This is a genomic window from Acinetobacter sp. ANC 4910 (genome assembly GCF_004331035.1).
Classification (GTDB): Bacteria; Pseudomonadota; Gammaproteobacteria; order Pseudomonadales; family Moraxellaceae; genus Acinetobacter.
On record NZ_SJNT01000002.1, the window covers coordinates 121,385 to 141,669 of the forward strand.

General features: G+C 40.7%; 23 protein-coding genes. 10 read left to right on the forward strand and 13 right to left on the reverse strand.

Translation table 11 applies throughout. The features are described 5' to 3' along the window. Positions 1–107 precede the first annotated feature (107 nt). Positions 108–710 carry a GTP cyclohydrolase II gene (ribA, locus tag E0H82_RS02385; RefSeq protein ID WP_131262825.1) on the forward strand — a complete coding sequence of 201 codons (603 nt, stop codon included), beginning with the start codon at positions 108–110 and terminating at the stop codon, positions 708–710. 239 nt (positions 711–949) lie between these two features. Here ribA and trpA read toward each other — a convergent pair whose 3' ends face one another. Next, complete coding sequence (trpA, locus tag E0H82_RS02390) at positions 950–1,738, reverse strand: tryptophan synthase subunit alpha (RefSeq protein WP_131262826.1); 789 nt, start codon at positions 1,736–1,738, stop codon at positions 950–952. Continuing rightward, positions 1,735–2,946, reverse strand: coding sequence for a tryptophan synthase subunit beta (gene trpB / locus E0H82_RS02395; RefSeq protein ID WP_131262827.1), 1,212 nt, complete (start codon positions 2,944–2,946; stop codon positions 1,735–1,737). The genes trpA and trpB overlap by 4 nt, the downstream gene beginning before the upstream one ends. Before the next feature lie 100 nt (positions 2,947–3,046). Between trpB and E0H82_RS02400 the strand changes: the two genes are divergently transcribed. From E0H82_RS02400 to E0H82_RS02415, 4 genes are all read left to right on the forward strand, one after another. Further along, positions 3,047–3,940, forward strand: a complete 894-nt coding sequence (locus tag E0H82_RS02400; protein WP_131262828.1) for a LysR substrate-binding domain-containing protein — start codon at positions 3,047–3,049, stop codon at positions 3,938–3,940. Between the two features lie 113 nt (positions 3,941–4,053). Further along, complete coding sequence (locus tag E0H82_RS02405; protein WP_131262829.1) at positions 4,054–4,626, forward strand: nuclear transport factor 2 family protein; 573 nt, start codon at positions 4,054–4,056, stop codon at positions 4,624–4,626. Then, positions 4,602–5,099: a chalcone isomerase family protein gene (locus tag E0H82_RS02410; protein ID WP_131262830.1), complete on the forward strand. Its 498-nt coding sequence runs from the start codon at positions 4,602–4,604 to the stop codon at positions 5,097–5,099. Before E0H82_RS02405 ends, E0H82_RS02410 begins: the two co-directional genes overlap by 25 nt. An 11-nt stretch (positions 5,100–5,110) precedes the next feature. Then, positions 5,111–5,797, forward strand: coding sequence for a response regulator transcription factor (locus E0H82_RS02415; RefSeq protein ID WP_131262831.1), 687 nt, complete (start codon positions 5,111–5,113; stop codon positions 5,795–5,797). 17 nt (positions 5,798–5,814) lie between these two features. On the opposite strand, the gene E0H82_RS02420 is transcribed toward E0H82_RS02415, so the two are convergent. The 8 genes from E0H82_RS02420 to E0H82_RS02455 all read right to left on the reverse strand — a co-directional run bounded on the left by E0H82_RS02420 (position 5,815) and on the right by E0H82_RS02455 (position 13,985). After that, positions 5,815–7,137, reverse strand: coding sequence for a sensor histidine kinase (locus E0H82_RS02420; protein WP_131262965.1), 1,323 nt, complete (start codon positions 7,135–7,137; stop codon positions 5,815–5,817). Positions 7,138–7,172: 35 nt separating this feature from the next. Next, positions 7,173–8,222, reverse strand: coding sequence for an SAM-dependent methyltransferase (locus tag E0H82_RS02425; protein ID WP_131262832.1), 1,050 nt, complete (start codon positions 8,220–8,222; stop codon positions 7,173–7,175). Between the two features lie 8 nt (positions 8,223–8,230). Next, the gene (locus tag E0H82_RS02430) at positions 8,231–9,010 is read right to left on the reverse strand and encodes a DUF1295 domain-containing protein (RefSeq protein WP_131262833.1); all 780 of its coding nucleotides are present in this window, start codon (positions 9,008–9,010) and stop codon (positions 8,231–8,233) included. A 24-nt stretch (positions 9,011–9,034) separates the two neighbouring features. Then, positions 9,035–10,240: an SAM-dependent methyltransferase gene (locus E0H82_RS02435; RefSeq protein ID WP_131262834.1), complete on the reverse strand. Its 1,206-nt coding sequence runs from the start codon at positions 10,238–10,240 to the stop codon at positions 9,035–9,037. Beyond that, positions 10,237–11,025: a DUF1365 domain-containing protein gene (locus E0H82_RS02440; protein ID WP_131262835.1), complete on the reverse strand. Its 789-nt coding sequence runs from the start codon at positions 11,023–11,025 to the stop codon at positions 10,237–10,239. The genes E0H82_RS02435 and E0H82_RS02440 overlap by 4 nt, the downstream gene beginning before the upstream one ends. A gap of 9 nt (positions 11,026–11,034) precedes the next feature. Beyond that, positions 11,035–12,318, reverse strand: a complete 1,284-nt coding sequence (locus E0H82_RS02445; protein WP_131262836.1) for an NAD(P)/FAD-dependent oxidoreductase — start codon at positions 12,316–12,318, stop codon at positions 11,035–11,037. Continuing rightward, the gene (locus E0H82_RS02450) at positions 12,315–13,301 is read right to left on the reverse strand and encodes an acyl-CoA desaturase (protein ID WP_131262837.1); all 987 of its coding nucleotides are present in this window, start codon (positions 13,299–13,301) and stop codon (positions 12,315–12,317) included. Before E0H82_RS02450 ends, E0H82_RS02445 begins: the two co-directional genes overlap by 4 nt. Positions 13,302–13,436: 135 nt before the next feature. Further along, positions 13,437–13,985, reverse strand: coding sequence for a lipocalin family protein (locus E0H82_RS02455; protein WP_131262838.1), 549 nt, complete (start codon positions 13,983–13,985; stop codon positions 13,437–13,439). Between the two features lie 482 nt (positions 13,986–14,467). Here E0H82_RS02455 and E0H82_RS02460 point away from each other — a divergent pair, with 482 nt between their 5' ends. The 3 genes from E0H82_RS02460 (at position 14,468) to E0H82_RS02470 (ending at position 15,276) form a co-directional block, all read left to right on the forward strand. After that, entirely contained in the window at positions 14,468–14,683 is a 216-nt protein-coding gene (locus tag E0H82_RS02460) for a cold-shock protein (protein ID WP_131262839.1), read from the forward strand. A gap of 96 nt (positions 14,684–14,779) precedes the next feature. Continuing rightward, complete coding sequence (locus tag E0H82_RS02465; protein ID WP_116760184.1) at positions 14,780–15,007, forward strand: hypothetical protein; 228 nt, start codon at positions 14,780–14,782, stop codon at positions 15,005–15,007. Positions 15,008–15,078: 71 nt separating this feature from the next. Beyond that, positions 15,079–15,276: a hypothetical protein gene (locus tag E0H82_RS02470; RefSeq protein ID WP_131262840.1), complete on the forward strand. Its 198-nt coding sequence runs from the start codon at positions 15,079–15,081 to the stop codon at positions 15,274–15,276. Positions 15,277–15,531: 255 nt separating this feature from the next. On the opposite strand, the gene nudC is transcribed toward E0H82_RS02470, so the two are convergent. Beyond that, complete coding sequence (gene nudC, locus E0H82_RS02475) at positions 15,532–16,305, reverse strand: NAD(+) diphosphatase (RefSeq protein WP_131262841.1); 774 nt, start codon at positions 16,303–16,305, stop codon at positions 15,532–15,534. 372 nt (positions 16,306–16,677) lie between these two features. Between nudC and E0H82_RS02480 the strand changes: the two genes are divergently transcribed. Continuing rightward, complete coding sequence (locus tag E0H82_RS02480) at positions 16,678–18,201, forward strand: cryptochrome/photolyase family protein (RefSeq protein ID WP_131262842.1); 1,524 nt, start codon at positions 16,678–16,680, stop codon at positions 18,199–18,201. 3 nt (positions 18,202–18,204) lie between these two features. Continuing rightward, positions 18,205–18,348 (forward strand): DUF2256 domain-containing protein, encoded by a 144-nt coding sequence (locus E0H82_RS02485; protein ID WP_131262843.1) that lies wholly within the window; start codon positions 18,205–18,207, stop codon positions 18,346–18,348. 5 nt (positions 18,349–18,353) lie between these two features. Here E0H82_RS02485 and E0H82_RS02490 read toward each other — a convergent pair whose 3' ends face one another. After that, the gene (locus E0H82_RS02490) at positions 18,354–18,608 is read right to left on the reverse strand and encodes a TIGR03643 family protein (protein WP_116760374.1); all 255 of its coding nucleotides are present in this window, start codon (positions 18,606–18,608) and stop codon (positions 18,354–18,356) included. Between the two features lie 1,167 nt (positions 18,609–19,775). Beyond that, entirely contained in the window at positions 19,776–20,060 is a 285-nt protein-coding gene (locus E0H82_RS02495; RefSeq protein WP_131262844.1) for a hypothetical protein, read from the reverse strand. Positions 20,061–20,285: the final 225 nt, after the last annotated feature.

Below are 20,285 nucleotides of genomic sequence, written 5' to 3' on the forward strand. Positions count from 1 at the left end.
AACCTTACGAACTAAGCAAACACTTCATAAATTGAACACGTGCCTTAACTTGTTTAAGTTTAATTTAGCGTTTTTTATCTATTATCAAGATATAGGTGGATGATCCAGTGGCTATAGAATTTGTTTCCAAATCAAAGTTACCTACTGCATTTGGCGATTTTGAAATTATAGCATTTCAAGATCAACGTACTGGTGAAGAACATATCGCTCTTGCTAAAGGGATGAATGCTGCCCCCAATCAACCTGTACTGGTCAGAATTCATTCAGAATGTTTAACAGGGGATGCTTTTGGATCACTCAAATGTGATTGTGGTCCACAATTACACTCAACCATGAAAATGATTAATGATGCAGGTCAAGGTGTCATTTTATACCTGCGCCAAGAAGGTCGTGGTATAGGACTGACCAATAAAATTCGAGCCTACGCACTTCAAGACCAAGGACATGATACTCTTGATGCTAATTTATTATTAAACCTGCCAGCGGATGCTCGCAAGTATGATATGTGCACAATTATGCTCGATTATTTACAAATAAAAGACGTCAAGTTAATTACCAATAATCCATTTAAAATCAAATCTTTGACCGATTTAGGTATTAATGTAGTTGAACGTATTCCTTTGAAAGTAGGCTTAAATAGCTTTAATAAGAATTATCTCGAAACAAAGCAAAAACGCATGTCACATCTGTATGATAATAGTGATTTTTAAAAGGTATTAATCTTAGACACAAACTATCTGTTTTGGCTTAATTTTTAACATCAGTGCTTTGTTTTATAAAGTTTTTCTGCATAGGTGAAAATAGTAGATGTTTTCAATAGCAAAAAAACGATCACCTCTAGTTAAAAATTTACATTGAAATTTCCATCTCCCTTTCGGGAGAAGGCTAAGATAAAATACTGTTTTATATTCAATTATGGTTTTAAAGAAGATTTATGAAAGGCGCCAGCCTATTCTTTATTTTGTCTCAGTATCTGTGAAAAAACTGTGACCTTTTCTAAAGTCGCGTTCATTCCCTTATTAAAAAAAGTATCGACAAGTGCTGAACCGATAACAATAAGATCTGCTTTATTGGCTAGTGCTTTAACATGGTTTTCATTTTTGATCCCAAAGCCAATTGCAACTGGAATATTAAAAATAGGCTTGATTTCAGCAATCTTTTTCTCAAGATTAGCCAAATTTAAGTCTCCTCCTGTTAAGCCATTTTCTGCTACATGATATAAAAAACCTGTCGCGCGCGCTGAAATTTGCTCTAACCTTTCAACTGGGGTAGTCGGCGCTGTCATTGCAATTAAATGCATATTTTTTTCACTTAACTGCACTTCAAATTTTTCTCGATATCCATATGGAGCATCTAAAATCAATATTCCATCTATAAGATTTTCTGTTTCGGCGACAAGTGTCTCGAAACCATATTGCATAATCGGATTTAAATAAGTCATGAAAATTATTGGTGTCTGGTCATCATGCAGCCTGATTGCTTTTACTAACTCAATGGTCTGTTTTACCGTTTGACCTGCACTTAATGCCCTAAGATGTGCTGCCTGAATGATCTCGCCATCTGCCACTGGATCTGAAAAAGGAATGCCAACTTCAATAATGTCAGCCCCAGCTTGACCTAATTGACTTAACAGACGACAACTTTCTGCGAAATTAGAATCTCCAGCAGTAAAATAACAGACCAGACCGCTTCGATTTTCCAGTTTCAATTGCTCTAATTTTTGATCTAGACGGTTCATGCTGTAGCTCCTGCAAGATATTTTTTGACCGTATTTAAGTCTTTGTCACCTCTGCCACTTAAATTGACAATAATGATCTGTTCTGGCTGCATTTCTTGAGCAAGTTGAATCGCATATGCAATCGCATGGGAACTCTCAAGCGCAGGAATAATGCCCTCCTGTTGGCTTAAAAGCTGAAACGCATTTACGGCTTCTTGGTCGGTTATAGCCGTATATGTCACACGCCCAGTTTCAAACAGAAGGCCATGCTCAGGACCGACACCAGGATAATCTAAGCCAGCTGATATAGAATGCCCTTCCAAAATTTGCCCATCTAAATCTTGTAATAAATAGGTTAAATTGCCATGCAGCACACCAACTTGACCTTTGCAAATAGAGGCGGCATGTTCACCAGTATGTGTGCCTTTTCCACCCGCCTCAACGGCAAACATTTTGACATTCAGATCTTCTAGAAAAGGATGCATCAGCCCTAATGCGTTTGATCCCCCACCGACACAAGCAACTAGAGCATCGGGCAGTTTATTTTCTTTAAGGAGTATTTGATTTCTGGCTTCTAGACCAATAATTTTCTGAAATTCTCTGACCATAGTCGGATATGGATGAGGACCTGCACCCGTACCCAACAGGTAATAGGTTGTATCGACATGACGAATCCAGTCACGTAATGCTTCGTTCATGGCATCTTTTAAAGTACCACGACCTTTTTGAACACTTCTGACTTCAGCTCCGAGTAATTTCATGCGTTCAACATTCATTTCTTGGCGCTGAATATCTGTTTCTCCCATAAAAATGGTGCATTTCATCTTAAACAGTGCACAAACCGTTGCTGTTGCCACACCATGTTGTCCAGCACCAGTTTCTGCAATGATTCTGGTTTTCCCCATAAATTTAGCCAATAAGATTTGCCCGACACAATTATTGATCTTATGTGCACCCGTATGGTTCAAATCTTCTCGCTTGAGATAGATTCGAGCGCCTCCCGCATAAGCTGTTAGATTTTTTGCATAAAATAGAGGACTAGGACGACCAACAAAGTCCGTTAAAATATCTTGATATTCAGCCCAAAATTCAGGTTTGTGCCGAACAGTATTAAAGGCTTGCTCTAATTCTTGAAGTGCGGGCATTAAGCTTTCTGGCATGTAACATCCGCCAAATTTACCAAAAAATCCCAATTCATCAGGACCACTACCTGTATAAGGGGTCGTCATCTCATATCTCTTGCTGTATCCATTTTTTTCATCTTAAAATATTTTCATTTTTCTGATAATTGATATATTTTGAGCTCATGATGTTAGAAAAATTTACAACATGAAACGTAGAACACTCCCTCCCCTTAATGCTTTAAAAGCATTTGAAGCCGTCGCCAGAAATAAAAGTTTCAGCTTAGCTGCGGAAGAATTGTGTGTCACTCATAGTGCAATTAGCCACCAAATAAAGCAGTTAGAAGAATGGTTAGATAAAAAATTGTTTATTCGACATTCCTCTACCATCTCTCTGACAACGGATGCAGAAGAATTATCTCGAGTTTGTACGCATCTTTTTAATCGTTTAGAACAATGCGTCTTTGAGTTAACAAATAAAACATCAGAGGTAGAAGTGGTAATAGGCGCTTCTCATAGTTTTATGGCAAATTGGCTGATTCCCCGATTAGAAAAGCTCGAAGTCATTTATCCCAATATCCATATCAAATTAATGACATGTAATGACTTAAAATTGTTAGAAAAAGAGAAAGTTGACATATTTATCAATAGCATCAGTGAGCATCATCTACTTCCCAACTTTTTGAATAAATATCTTTTATTTCCCGATAACATGGGGCCTATTTGTAATCGTGAAATAAATCCGCTTCACACAAAAAATGATCTTTTAAATTATCCATTACTTCATACCCACTCAAATAAAAGTGCATGGCATACATGGTTTGATCAGTCTAAGATTAACTTTTCCCCAAAAGCGAATGATCGTTATTTTGATCGTCTCAATTTAATGATAGAGGCGGCTGTTTCAGGCTTAGGAATTGCGATAGCCCCTCAAATTTTAGTCGAAAAAGAAATATTAAATGGAAGGGTCATTGCCCCTTTTGGTTTTATCTATTGTGACTATAATTTTTATGCAATGGTCAGAAAAAATAATGAGAATCGTGATGTCATGAATATCATTGATTGGTTAATGACTGAAGAAAAAAGAGAAAGTGAAATTTAATCCTTGATCATCAAAATTCTATGCAATGTACTGTCTTTAGCATCTATCTTCACATTCTGTTCACTTCAGCCTCTCTAAAGTGGGAGGATAAACTGTGAAGATGGACAGTGAACATGAATCAAGTCAAAACGTTAATGGCAATTGCCTTATCCTTACCAGTGCTTTTCCTGTCAGGATGTAAAAGTGTTCCTCATTATTCCTCTGATTATGCAAATGCCAGAGCGAGTATTCAGGGAATACCCTTAGATGATGCAAAAGCACTAGAAATCGGCACCCGCTTCACTTCGGCATTTAATACCTTGGGCACACCTAAATTCGTTGAAAATGCTGGAGCACTGTATGCAGATCAGCTTTTTATTAACGATACTCTGTCGCAATTTTCATCGCGTAAAAAACTGCTTGAACACTTTCAGGGTATGAACCAGCGGGTGAGTAATGTAACTGTCAGTCTATTAAATACTTCATATCATCAAGACTCTGCCTATGTACATTGGCATATGGTTTATGATTTTAAAATGTTCGGCAAGACACGAACAATGGATTCATTTGGAATCAGTGAAATAAAGGTCAACCCAAACCATCGGATTATTTTCCAACAAGATTTCTGGGATCCTGCCAATGGTCTGTATCGTTCTTTGCCCTATGTAGGAGGAACCTATTCATGGGTACTGCCTTTCAAAAAGTAGCCATAACCACTGTACTGATGTTCGGGAGTTTCGGTTCGTGGGCGCATGCACAGAGCTTAAATAAATGTGGTAATGGTCCACTCATGGTGGGACAAAAACAGGTCGGTGTGGCCAGTTACTTTGCACAAAACTGTAATCTGCCTTGGCAAGGCCAAAACATGCAGATGGATTTTACCTATACGCAGAATATTCCAGAATGGGCATTCAAACGTGCGGCCACACATCTACTCCAACGTAATATCAAAGATAAAAAAATTCATGCCGTTTTCAATCCAATCACCGATCTGTATCGTCCAGTGAAGTCAGGAGATCTATACCAACTGAAGTATATCCATGCTACACATACCTTAAGCCTATACTTAAACCAGAAAATGCAGGGACAACTCCAGAACCCGCAGGTCCAGCAATATTTTAATATATGGCTAGGTCCTCAGCCATTTAGTGCTAAATTAAAACAGCAATTAATAAAGTAGCCTCTACAGTTATGTCTAAACATTTTATTTTGATGGTTGAAGATCATTATGAACTGGCATCTACCTTATGCGAGTTTCTAGAAGAGCATGGTTTTGTGGTCGATCATGCTCGAAACCTAAATGCTGCGCGCCAATTGCTCAAGCAGCAACGCTATCATATTTTACTTTTAGATATTAACTTGCCTGATGGTTCGGGTTATGAACTCTGTGAATGGCTACGAAATAAAGAAGGTATGGATCTCCCTGTGCTGATGCTCACCGCACGCGATACACTAAATGACAAACTCAAAGGGTTCAATTCAGGAACGGATGATTATCTAGTCAAGCCGTTTGACTTTAATGAGCTGGTGGTTCGAGTCAAAGCGTTAATCAAGCGTTCACAGGGTGAAGTCTCGTCTGGCCGTCTGCAAATTCATGATCTGATTCTGGATCCTGCAAGACAGCAACTGACTCGTGCTGGACAAACCATTGAACTGCCTCCCATTCAGTTCAAACTGCTCAAACTACTGATGCGTCATTCGCCTAAAGTTCTGACTAAACAGGAAATTATGATCGAACTTTGGGGGGATGAAGAGCCTGAAAGCGATGCCCTGCGTAGTCATATTTATAATTTGCGTAAAATGGTCGACAAGCCTTTTGAAAAAAAGCTAATTCATACCATATCTGGTGTCGGGTTAAAGATCACTTTAGAAGCTTAAGTTTTCGAAGCCGAGCTTTAATTTAAATACACGACTACAATCAGTCCAGTCGTCATCGCCAGATCAACATCCTGATGGGTACTGAGATAATACTGCCGGTCAAACAACTCCACTCGCCAACCAAGCTGCTTGCACAGCTTCTGTACCAGTTGTAGTCCAATGCCATGGCCTTTGATCTCTAATTGCAATTGCTGCCCCGACAGTTCTTGCACCTTGGAGTTATTCGGTAAAGGAATGCCGACACCATTATCTGCAATCAATACTGTATTTTTTTGCAGAATGACATCAATTTCTGTGCCTTGTGAATAATTCAGTGCATTCCGCAAAATATTACCAAATACCATTTTGGTCATTGATGGGTAAAGTTTACGTGGCTGTTCATCGAGGTCTTTTTGCAAATCAATCTGCATACCCTTGTTATGGCTCACGTTGTCCAAATCCTGAAGCAGATTTTCTAGACATTCGGAAAGCATAGTCGGTTCAGCCGTTAAAGTATCGGTGGTGTTGCGTGCGATTGCTAACAACGTATCTACCAGCAGTTGCATATCTTCAATGGTGTTATGCAAACGAGTAAACGACTTGTTATCGCCATAACGTGCCTGACATAACTGTACATTGCCTTTTAAAATGGTCAGTGGGGTACGCAACTCGTGGCTAACATCACTGGTGAACTCACGTTCGCGTTGAATAAAATCGCTTAAGACCTGATGATATTTTTCTAGCGCCTGCTTCAGATATTCCGCTTCCAAATTTGAATCAGTCCGGATGTCATGAAATGGTGAAGCCTGATTTTTTTGATGTTCCCAATCAATATGCTCCAGTGCATTGGCTAGACGGGTAATTGGAGAAAAATAGCGCCGAGCACGGCGATTCCACCACCACAGCACACTATAAAGCACAAATAGGCTGACCATCAGTGGTGCCAGACCAAACAGCCAGACCAGTTTATTGACATTACTTTCGCCAAAAACTAACAGTACATGCTGCCCGTCTTTTTCACCATACACGGTCATGCGTTCCTTGCCATCGACAAAATGCCGATTCACCCCTTGCTCAAGCTGCATAGTCTTAAATTGGGGCGGTGGCACAGTGTTCCAGCGGTAACCATACAGATTTTTGGTGTCGGGTAATTCTGCGGCTGGATTGCGTTCCAGTCGTTGCCAGTAGTGTGACATTTCCTGTTCTAGCGCTGTTCTGAGCAGAGACCCTTTAATCACCCAAGCACTGAAGCCAATCCCAATCACCACAGACAGGGCAATGAATCCGATTTGCAGCCAATAGTAGCGGTTAAACACCTCACCCAGAGGATGATCACGTTTATCCCTAAACATCTTTAACATTGATGCATTCCCCGCTGGCCCATCCCACTGTTCAATTATACGGCTTTCTTCTTCAACAGAAAGTGTCCAATCACCCACTCGCGTCCATGGTCATAACCAAACAGTTCGGCACAGGCCATAAAGAAAATCCGCCAGCGCTGCCACCAGATTGCGGCATCTGTGCCATAGGTTTGTTCAAACAAAGGTTTTAGCTCGGCCTGTTTACTATCCATATTTTCTAACCAAGCGTTTGCGGTACGTTCATACTGCGTACCCGCCCATTGCCAGTGCTGTTCTAGCTGCAAATGTTGCTGAAAATGTAGGAAAGTTGAGGCCGCTGGCATCAAACCACCACTGAAGAAATATTGCGACATCCAGTCAAACTCATTTTTGACTTCAAATGGATAATGCAAGAAACGATGACAGAAAATATGACACCACAGTAAGCCATCTGGTTTGAGCCAAGCACTGATATTTTCAAACAGTTTTTGATAGTTGCGTACATGCTCAAACATCTCCACCGAAACCACACGGTCAAATGATGCAGGTTCAAGTTGCAACACATTGACATCACAAGTGATCACATTAAGGTTATCCAGTTTTTTTAAACGGGCTTGTTCCTGAATATACTGACGCTGCGTTGAAGAATTTGACACGACTGTAATACGGGCCGTTGGATAATGCTCGGCCATATACAGACTTAAAGAACCCCAGCCACAGCCAATTTCCAAAATATCCTGCCCGTCTTTCAGTTGTGCTCGCTGGCAATAGCAGGCAAGAGCAGCTTCTTCAGCTTGATCTAGCGTCGTATCGGCATGTTCAAAGAGACTCGCGCTATATTTCAGGCGCTTACCGAGTACTGCCTGAAAAAATGCGGTCGGCAGTTCATAGTGCTGCTCATTGGCTTTGTCGGTCTCAATGGCAATTTCGCTGTTTTTCAGCATGGTCAGCACATCCATATAGCGCTGTGCTGCTAGTGCTGAGTCAAACCGACCTTCTTGTGCCAGACGTTTTTTGCTCACGATTTTAATACCAGCACGAATCACGGGGTCTGGCACCTTGCCATTTTCGATCAGTTTTAAAGATTGTTGAATCATAAAGTCCATGTATTTACCTACTCTTTGGGTGGCCACGGAATAAACATTGAAGTTCGTCGTTGATAGTCTTTATAGTTTTCACCACGGTGGATGAGCGCCTGTTTTTCACTAAATGGAATACCTGTAAGGTAGTACAGGAATAGCCACATCAGCAGTGGATAAATCCATAATTCAAAGCATCCTGCTGCCAGACCGAGCACTGGATAGGCAAACCAATGCAACCATTCAAAAAAATAATTCGGATGGCGCGAGTATTTCCACAAACCCTGATCCATGGTTTTACCTTGATTCTGTGGATCTAGCTTAAAACGGTAGAGCTGCTGATCGGCAGTGCTTTCACCAATCAACGCCGATAGCATGATCATGCCTGCCACAATCACAGTGACCAAAGTCCAGTCATTCCATTGCTCGGTCGGAAGACTCAACAGCTTCAGCATTGGGTAAGAAAACAGTAGAGCCAAACCTGCCTGAAATATAAAAAACACCAGAAAACCAAGATGCTGATAATTCCCCATCGCTCGGCGCATGTTGGCATAGCGCGTATCTTCTTGAGTTTCATTGGCATAGCGCCGTAACAGATGCCAAGTCAGCCGCCAAAACCAAATCCCACTCGCCAGCCCCAGAAATACCCGAACCAACATCGGTGCACTGTCAATCGCCCAAGCGGCAACAATCACATTAAGGGCAATACTGAAACTCCAAGCGACATCGACCAGCCCTGCTCTGCGGTTATAGGTCACCAACACCCAGCTACAGAGCATGATGAAGACATTGAGCAAAAATAAATCTAGCAGCATGTCACCCTCCTGTTTTATCTGTGCTTAGTAAGCACTGGCTTCAAACAGCAAATGCACATCACTGATCACGCCTTCCCTAAAACCACCTTCGCAATAACACAGATAAAAATCCCACATGCGGATAAAACGCTCATCAAAACCAAGTTGTAGCACTTGATCACGCTGCTCCAGAAAACGCTGGCGCCAACACTTCAGGGTTTGTGCATAGCTTTGACCAATATCTTCCAGATGTTTGAGACGAAGTTTTTGCTCAGAAGCCGTTTGCGTCATCACACTGATACATGGAATAAAACTACCGGGGAAAATATAACGCTTAATGTAATCTACCGTATTTAAGGCTTTAACATAGCGTGCATCTTCAATCGTAATCGCCTGTATCAAGGCTAGACCATTCGGTTTGAGGAGCTCGCGGCATTTTCGGAAATAAGTTGGTAAATATTGCTCACCAACTGCTTCAATCATTTCAATGGACACCAATTTGTCGTATTTACCCTCGAGTAAACGGTAGTCCTGAAGCTGTACAGACACCCGATGAGACAGTCCCGCTTCAGCAACTCGAGCGAGTGCTTCATCATACTGAGCCTTGGAAATGGTAATGGTGGTCACCTTACAGCCATAATGCTGAGCCGCATAAATGGCAAAGCCTCCCCAGCCGCTGCCTATTTCGACCAAATGATCCATCGGTTGTAATTGAAGTTTCTGACAAATCAGTTCTTTTTTATAATCTGAAGCTTGTTCCAAGCTCATACAGGGTTCTTTAAACACCGCACTGGAATACATCATGCTGGAATCTAAGAACAATTTAAAAAAATCATTGCTCAAGTCATAATGCTCAGCAATATTCTGACGACTACCATCAATCGAATTCTTACGAGATTTATACCAGGCTTTGAGTACCAACTGGCTGGCTTTTGCCACTACATTTTGATTCATCCGATCGAGCACATCACGATTACGCGCTAGAATACGAATTACATTAACCAGATCATCACTGCTCCAGTAACCACGAATAAAGCCTTCTGCTGCCCCCAGCACACCATTACGAAACAGCAAATCGATAAGGCGTTCGTCGTGAACTTGAATTACCGCATGCAAGTCACTGTAGTTTTCCCCGACCAAACCGTTCCAGATACCTTTAAATATCAACTGACCATGACGCAATTTCAGCATATGGCGTAGGACTATCGGTAGTTCGGTATGTTCTCCCATTAACAGTGTTTTCATAGTCATGTATTTCCTTTTTCTTTTTTAGGATGCCGATAAAACGGAATTTTCTTTTTCCATAAGCGCAAAGCATGTAGATAAATCCCGCTCACCATCCTAAAGGGCTCAAGAACTTTTAATACAGCATATCGATGTTGCTGTGAAGGAAGTGTGATGGCTTGCAGCTTAAATTTCATGGTGGCATCAAATTGCAATATTTCTTGTTCAAACAACTGCATATGAATCACATTTTGCTGTTCTGAAAAGCTAAAACGCCAACGGTAATCCAGTGACATCGGCATGAATGGCGACACATGAAAGGCCTTTTTAAAGTCAAACTGGTGGCTCTGGTAAGGCGCATGTTCAGTGGCATTGTGCCGACAATCGTGAATGTATACCTGACGTTCATTCCACGGCGTATTGGTGATTTCACTCAGCACAAAAATCAGTTGATTGGTCGCATCAAAGATCAGATAAAACACCACAGAATTAAAACGAAAACCCAGTGTGCGCGGCAAAGCCAGTACACGAATAGATGCGGCATGCGGTAACAAATAGTTTTCATGCTTAATCAGTAAACGTGCAACCTTCTGCCGAATCGAGCCACATTCCATGTTCAGAAAATCACGCTCATCCAAGGTCAGGAAATTCCAGCGGCTAGAGGACCAGAACCAAGATTTTTGGGTAAAAGTTGCCAATTGATCTGGATCAAACCATAAATAGCTAAGCTCCGCCTCAAAAGCATGCGATTGGGGCAAATAGCGGCGATGGCGGATTTCAGCAGCGGCGATAGCCAGTGGATACATTTGCATTATGTGCTCCTAAGCCGCCTGCTCAGTCTGTTGCAACAACTGATTGACGACCCATGAAGCACTACGCGCGCCATCTTCATGAAAGCCCCAGCCCCAATAGGCACCACAGTATGATGTCCGGTTCTGACCATTGACCTCGTCCCAACGTTGTTGTGCCTCAATCGCGGCAGCATCAAATACTGGATGACGATAATATCGTTCTACCCATATTTTTTTCGGATCGAGGTTAAAGTTAGGGTTGAGTGTGGCAAAGATTTGGGTTTTACAGTTTAGGTTTTGCAACTGGTTCATCCAGTAACTAAAACCGTAATGCATACCACTATGCTGGAATGGCGTTAATTCGGATGCGCGACTAGGTGTCACATGCACATGCCAACTGGCCCATTGGCGTCTGGATTTGGGCATGATATGAGTATCGGAATGCACCACCATACGGTTATCTTGGTAACGAAACTTGCCAAGTACGTCCAACTCTTGCGCTGACGGGTCTTTGAGTAAATTCAAGCTATCATCAGCATGGCTGGCAAAGATTACCCAGTCAAAACGTTCACTGCCCTGTACAGTTTCAATCACTACATCATTGGCACTACGGGATACATGGAGAACGCCCGTCTTGCGGAACGTGATATTCGATTGGGTCTGAATGGCACGGACGTAACGCGCTGATCCCCCCTTGACTGTAAGCCACGATGGTCGCTCTTTCAGCTGCAACATACGATGGTGCTGAAAAAAGCTCACCACAAATTTATACGGAATCTGTCCAGCTTGCTCCACTGGACAGGACCACAGCGCCCCGCACATCGGATAGAGATGTTCCTGACGAAAGGCTTCGGAATAGTCATGTCGATTGAGATATGCATCAATACTGAGCTGTGCATCGACCTGTTCAACATCAATATCTTTATTCGCAGCATAGAAACGGAACAGATCCGATAACATCACGCGAAAATCAGCGTTAAAGAAATTTTGTGGTCTAAACAAGAGCGAGAATTTTTTTGAAGGATTGTACTGCAAGCCAGTGACCTGATTGTTCACTGAAAAACCCATATCACTGCTTTGTGATTGAATTCCGAGTTCTTTGAGCATTGCACAGAACAATGGATAGTTATGTTCATTAAATACAATAAAACCACTGTCCACCGCGACCTGTTCGCCATCTATATTCAACTGATGGGTATCGGTATGACCGCCAAAGTAGTTATTCTTTTCAAAGATGGTAACGTCATGCACTTTACTTAATTTCCAAGCCGCATACAAACCGGAAATACCTGAACCAATAATCGCGATTTTCATTGTAATTCCTTCGATTGAATCGTGTGAGCGCCGGTCGTGGTGAGTTTTTTCTGTTTTCTAAGTTGAGCAATTTTACTGACGTCATAGACCCGTGCTGGAATTGGCTTTAAACCCCAGACGATCCCAAGCCAAGACATGATTTTTAGGAGGTAATAGGTCACATCAATCTGCCACCAGTAAAAACCCTGTCGGGTACTGCCAGCATAATAATGATGATTGTTGTGCCAACCTTCGCCCAAGGTAATGATGGACAAGAATAAATTGTTGCGGCTTTGATCATCAGTGTCAAAATCACGGCTGCCGTAGTGATGTGCCAGTGAATTGATACATAAGGTCGCATGGATCAATAGCACGGTAGAGACCACAAATCCCCAGACCAGTAATTGCAAGCCAGAAGTTTCCAGTTGTGGCCAAGTGATGGCCAGCCACTCTCCTAGCACATAAATCCCACCCGCGGTCAGCAGTACCACAATTAGACTAAACCGGTCGAGCCAGATTAATTCCGGATATTTCAGCCAGTCCTTGATGACTTCTTTACGTGTGGCAAAGTTATATTCATTCAGAAACCAACCCACATGGCTGTACCAAAAACCGTGGGTAGATGAATGTGGGTCTTGCGAAGAATCTGTATAGCGGTGATGATAACGATGATGGGCTGCCCACCACAAAGGACCACGCTGTGCACTCATGGTACCCAGTAATACAAACAGGAACTGCACTGGACGCGAGGTTTGAAAAGTTTTATGCGACAGATAGCGATGAAAAAAAGCCGTAATGGAGAACATGCGAATCAGGTAGAACATTAGCATAAAGCCAAGCGCAAACCATGATACACCTACCCAGAACACCGCTAGACAAGCCAGATGCAATAGAATAAACGGCAAAATTCTCAACCACTGAATCTTGCTATTTTCAGCATTCAATATTTCAGGCTGTGCAGTTGTAGACCAGCTATCTATCCATCGTATCAGACTTTTCAACATGGACTTATCCTAATTTTAAGCGACTGTCTTTATTCTATTTGATGAGTGTAATCAGTTAGATATGAATTTTATGTGAAGTAAAGAAAAAAAGCCGAACTGTAGAGAGATTTATCAGTTCGGCAAAGGGGTAGCAGATTAATACGGCAATTTGATTAGCTTTGTAACGTCATAACCATAGTGTTTCGCTGTCTCTAAATAGGACTGATAAGTCGCTTCATCCAATTGTGGTTCACGCGATAAAATCCACAGATATTTGTTACTCGGTCCTCCAACCAGTGCCACTTTATATTCTGGGTCTACTCGTAATACCCAGTAATCACCTTTGGTCAACGGAATCCATCTTAAACCTGTAGGCAAAAAGCTAACCTTCAGTTTGCTGTTGCCCTGATTTTGCGAATAGGCAACACCTTCAGAGCTAATCATCTCTCCATTGGCAATTCGGCAGCTATTCAATACCCCGATCGTTTGATCGGCATTGATGTTATATTGTGCCGTGATATTCGATACGCATTTACGCTGAAAATACATCGGTAAATGGGCAATTTCATACCATTTACCTGCATACTTCTGAATATCCACCTGATTTACTGCCTGAGGCCTCACAGTGTCTGCTCGAGTGGTCATACTTAAGCTGATGGTGGCCAGCGCTGTAGCGGCAAAAAGTGACTTGAATAGCATGTTCATTTTTAAGCCTTGTTTGATTGCACGCTTAAGATAACCCAAGTAGATGTGAACAAAGTGTGAAGATTAAATGCAGGATGAATGTAGGCGAACTTTTAATTTTACAGCCTGAGAAAATGGGTAAAATCATTTTTTCTTGGATCGTATTTTGAAGCGGTATATTGGTTTTTCTGTTTAAATGTATCAGTACTGTCGATAGACTTGTTAAAAAAAAAAGTCAATCAGATCAATAGACTCTTTCTCGATTTAGATGCCTTTTATAAGATAATTAAATATACATATAAAAAAACTTGATTAATTTTATTTTTAATGTATAGTGAGCTTAACTAGAAAAAAGTCTTGTTTTATTCAATCTCTGTTAAGTATCGTCGTTTTATTCATAATCCTTCGTTTTTTTAGATTTTAAGTCTCATTCATTATTATTTTCCAAGTTATAAGCAGTCAATAAAATGGCTAAAATTATTAAAAAATCAGTAGGATTTATTATGTCAAACTCAAATGTTGTTAAAGGTACAGTTAAGTGGTTCAATGAAACTAAAGGTTTTGGTTTTATTCAACAAGAATCTGGCCCTGACGTTTTTGCTCACTTCAGTGAAATTGCCAGTTCAGGTTTTAAAACCTTATTTGAAGGTCAACAAGTTGAATTCAGCATCGCTCAAGGTCAAAAAGGCCCAAATGCAGTTAATATTACTGCGATCTAAGTAATTAGATGAATTAAAAAAGTACGCCTCTGTACTTTTTTAATTCAAAAGTTGTTAATCATATTGTTCGAAAAAATCATAAAAACAGGATACACATTGTTAAAAATTAATGAATTAGTGGCAAAATCTACAAATGGTACTGAAATTATTGTCTCGTTAATCCCCTTAAATAAAATGCAAAATACACGTGAAGGGTTTAAAGCGATTGAAGTTGGTAAAAAAGTGCTTCTAGAATCTGGCGTTGAAGTAGATTTAAATTTAGATGGCCGTACATTTTATATCTCTATGAATCAATTATTTAAGTTAAATCATAAAGTGATCTAAATAAAAAAACTTCTGAATGATTAAGCCATGTAATCGTTTTTCTTTCGTGCTGTTATTCAAGGTATATCTAAATGTTTAAACAAAATCTAAATATAAAAGATCAATTCGGTATCAAATATTCTATTCAGGCCACAGTTGATCACAATTTTAATGCTAGCCAGTCTTGCTCTCATGTCAAATATATAACCGTGGATGGTGAAGATATTCGACCTAGCTTTGATATGTTTTTCCAAAGTACTTCAAGTGGAAAAATTTTCAAGATTATCTAAATTACTCCCAGTCTATTCAGAACGGCGTCTGTTTATAGCGGTCTGTAAGATACACCGCTTTCACATGATTGAGCCGATGACACCGCACTAAAAAACCATGCAGCACCATCATTGCCAAGCTGTTTATTTCAGCATATAGGGTGAAGACGGGCAAAGTCCGTGGCAAGTGCTGAGAGAGTTACTTTTCTAGATGACCTAGATTTCCGCTCTTATTTCAGCAAGAAATCATCATTCAAACATTTCTCTTTTAAAATTTCAAAGCCACTCTTTAGTACCATCTGCCACAGGCGTTCCATGCATCACATGGTTAATCATGGCATAGGCGATACTGCCCTTGAACGGAATTTCGGGCAATTGATCAAACTTGAAAAATTGTGCATCACTGAGTTCATTTTCCTGAATCTGGATATCCCCTGCGTGATATTCCGCCTTGAATGCCATCATCAGATTGCTGGGAAATGGCCACGGCTGACTGGCTAGATATTGAATATTTTTAATCTGAAGCCCGACCTCTTCTAGCGTCTCACGACGTACAGCTTCTTCCAAGGTTTCCCCTACTTCGACAAATCCAGCAATCAAACTATACATCTGGGTTTTGTTACGGGCATTTTTTGCCAGCAGAATTTCATCTGTACCTCGGGTAATGATGGTAATCACACAAGGATTCACCCGCGGATATTGGTTATAACCACAAGATGGACAGACCATAGCATACTGACTGGCGTGCTGCTGGGTGGCATGACCACATTTACTGCAAAAGCGGTGATTACGGCGCCATTCCAGTAACTGTACCGCACGGCTGGCTTGTTCAAACTGCTGTTTACTCCAAACTTGTACCAGTTGTCTGATCGGAACCAACTGATAACCTTCTGGCATAGGCTCATCCTCTTTCAAATCCCGTGCAATGATCTTGCCATTTTCTGATAGGTTCAGATCATGTTGGAGTCTTGCTACCTGCGGCAACTGGAAATGATCATCCACAAGTAATTGCTGCTGTTTAAAAATATACGCTGTTGAATGCATGCTCATGACAATCCTCTAATTAAAAAAAATCCCATACAGAGGTGCGTATGGGACAAAACCAAGGAAGCATACATGGAGTAACTTCAATTCAAATACTAGGCGTAAGCTGCCTGAATCGCAACAATAATAATTTGTATCTATTTGATTAAAATCACATAATTTTCACACCCACTATGCATTAAACAATGATTGAATTCGAGTATTGTAAAGTGGCTTGAAATTTTTATAGATAAATACAGCTTTGCTTAAGTGATGATGATTTCTATGCAATAGCTGATCCGCATCTGACATGGTCGCTGTTGGGTGATCTGTATTTTCACAAAAAATTGAGTTGTCTACATTTAGACTGTTGTATGTTTTATAGACTTTGAGATTGGTATGCGTTTCGGTTTAATTCTGGGAGACCAGCTTCATCATCAGCTCGCTACGCTCAAAGTACTGGATCGCACCCAAGATGTAATCCTGATGGCAGAAGTGGTTGAGGAAGCCACTTATGTCGCCCATCATCCTCAGAAAATTGCGCTGATTTTTAGTGCCATGCGTCATTTTGCCAAGGCACTTAAAGCCGATGGTTGGCGTGTACGTTATCATGCTTTTGAATCTGATCGTCCTATTCATAGCCTGTTGGATTTTGTGCAGTCACAACAACAACTGTTCCCCGTAACAGAACTGGTAGTTACTCACAGTGGAGAATACCGCCTACAACAGCAGATTGAACAGCACTGGAGCCAACAGCTAGAACTCCCCGTACAGTGCCTGAATGATGACCGTTTTTTCTGTAGTCTGGAGCAGTTCCGACACTTTGCCAGTCGCTACAAAACACTGCGTATGGAATATTTTTACCGAGAAATACGTAAGCAGACTGGTTATTTGATGCTAGGTCAGCAGCCTATAGGACAACAGTGGAACTATGACAGCGCCAATCGCAAGGCTTGGTCGGGCAATCCACCCTTGCCCCCGCAACTTAATTTTGAACGGGATCAGATTGATTTAGATGTGCTTGCACTGGTTGAACGTGAGTTTTGCCAACATTCTGGAAGTCTTGCCAATTTTCGTTGGGCCACCACGCGCAGCAATGCCAAGCTTGTTCTGGAACATTTTATTGTCCATAGTTTGCCCTATTTTGGTGATTATCAGGATGCCATGGCGCAAGGGACGGATACGCTGTTTCACAGCCTGCTCTCACCTTATTTGAACTGTGGTCTACTGTTACCCAAAGAGGTCTGTGATGCGGCAGAAGCTGCCTACCATACAGGTCATGCACCACTAAATGCGGTTGAAGGTTTTATCCGGCAGATTCTGGGTTGGCGCGAATATGTACGAGGGATTTACTGGCTGTACATGCCGGAATATGCCAACCGCAATGCACTACAACATTCGTCACCGCTGCCGCAATTTTACTGGACTGGCCGTACCCAGATGAACTGTATGGCGGAATGTTTTCGCAATACTTTCCAAAATGCCTATGCACATCATATTCAGCGTTTGATGATTACTGGCAACTTTGCCCTGTTAAGTGGTGTAGACCCGCAGCAGATCAGTGAATGGTATCTGGCGGTCTATGCCGATGCCTATGAATGGGTGGAACTGCCAAACACGCTGGGCATGGTGATGCATGCCGATGGCGGCTTAATGGCCAGTAAACCCTACGCCGCTTCGGGCAATTACATTCATAAAATGTCAGATTACTGCAAGCACTGTAGCTACAATGTCAAAACTCGTACCGAGCCGGATAGCTGTCCATTTAACAGTTTATACTGGTATTTTATGATCCGACATGAAGCGATATTTCGTACTCATCCACGTATGGGCATGATCTATCGGCAACTCGATAAACTTAAAGATCGGCAGCAGCTTATCATCCATGCACAGCAACTCCTGAGTCGGATTGATGAGTTATAAACCATGAAAAAGCAGCATCTTCCTAAAAAAATCTGTATTCACTGCTTACGCCCTTTTAACTGGCGTAAGAAATGGCAACGCTGCTGGGAGGAGGTCAAATACTGTTCTGAACGATGCAGACGTGAGTCCAAACAGCGCCCAAAGTAAAGGGCTTAGAAACGCTTGTACTGCCTTGAACAATAAGCTCGAATTACATCAGGTGAACGCAACTGCACATGCTTTGTTTTTCGGCCTGTTACCCTTTTACGCCACATTTTAAAACTCGAAGGTTTCATATTTTCACGCATTAAGCGAATCACTGCAGTTTCATTTAAACCAAATTCACGATGAATAGCTTCAAATGGGGTTCGATCTTCCCAAGCCATTTCGATAATTCTTGATAAATCCTGTTCAGCAAATTTATTCACGCCATCCTCATTTTTAATCAAATAATAGTAAAAGCTGATTTTTTAACACTTAAAGCATCAACAAACTCAATCAGCTCACTTGTACAACTTGTATCTATTTTGATTCAGTTACGAGCATAGAAATAAAGACATGAATTTTTTGTGATTTTTTTCATCTTTAAGCCAGTTTTTACTACCAGAATTTTTTCACATCACGTTACTTAAATGAGATAAAACTCAGGATGCGTTTTATGAAAATTTGATAATGCGACTGATAACCGTGATTACAGGACTATCTGAGGATAAAAGCATTCATAGTTTTACTCACGACTACAATTAAAATCGTCACGAAGATTAAGTATATCCACGCCTATATGACTTTTATGACGTCAAGAAATCATTATTACTCCTATCAAAGATAAGGACTAAAACTATAGTTTTGATTGGTCAAATGAAAGGATCACCTAAACGCTTCTCTTGTTGGGGTTTGCTTACCTAACCCAAGTTTTCAAACTGGGCAGAGATGCATATAAAAAGGCTATTTTGACCAGCCTTTTTGATTATTAATTACCTTTATAAGTCGAATAAACGAGTTTTTACAATTTGCAAAGCGCATTAAATCTGCCTGTCATCCAAACAATTTATCGAAATACCTTTCAAATCATGTTCTTCAAATACAACGGCTCCATAATCATTGATTACATTCAACAATTGCTCACCGATTCTACGTGCATGTTCAGTTAGCCTAAATCCACACATACAAATAATTTTTCAGAACGATGTGTGGTTAGCTGAGTTAGATATTGATGCAGTGAATTTAGATTCTGATCTTCTTGTTGGATAATCTTAAAGGCGATATTGTTTGTCCCTTTGTTGAGACTTTTTACAGTCTGCATCTGTAAGTGACATATCTTTAACCAGAATTTGTGGTGTTAATTTCTGGGTAAATTTTGCCAATTTTTATCCACACAAAGCAAAAATAGGGTCAAATCGCTTAGGACAGTATCGGATAGTACAGGCAATAAAAAAGCCATTAAACATTGATTTTAACGGCTTTTTCACATTCAGTCGAACAGCTCTGAATTGATTTTTGGGAGGCACCAATTAAACTAAACAACTAATATATAACAATTTTATTTGAAAAAACAAAACAACCATACAAGCTATAGCTTACAATGTTATTCTAAATTATTGTTTAATTTCTGCCGCCTCTACTGATATAGGAGCTGCTTCTGCTGCCGTAACTTCAACCGTCGTAGCTAAGTTCTGAGTAGCTGTTTGTATTTTAGCATCATCTTTTTCTGGCTCATGAGAGTTTGGCTTCATTGAAACTATAATCACAAGTGCTACAGCAAAAATCCATCGTGGTAATGGTTCCCTACCTATAAAATTAGCGAGCAAACTTGGTTTTATCAAACAAGCAAATGTAGCGAAGAACAAAATATTGTAAACAATGAGAATGATCGCAGACATAGAAAATCCTTATAAATATATTTTTAAGCATTATTAAAGTTATAAAGTACTATTAATTTTTAATTCAAATCGAACCTTTGAATTTTATTATAAGAGTTTGATATTAAAACAATCTCATGAAAAATAATAGGTCACCCACTGCTTTTAAACAGTAAAATTACTCAACTAGAAATAAAAAACCAAGACAACTTACGCTATTTTGGTCTTCATCAAACCTCAACAATA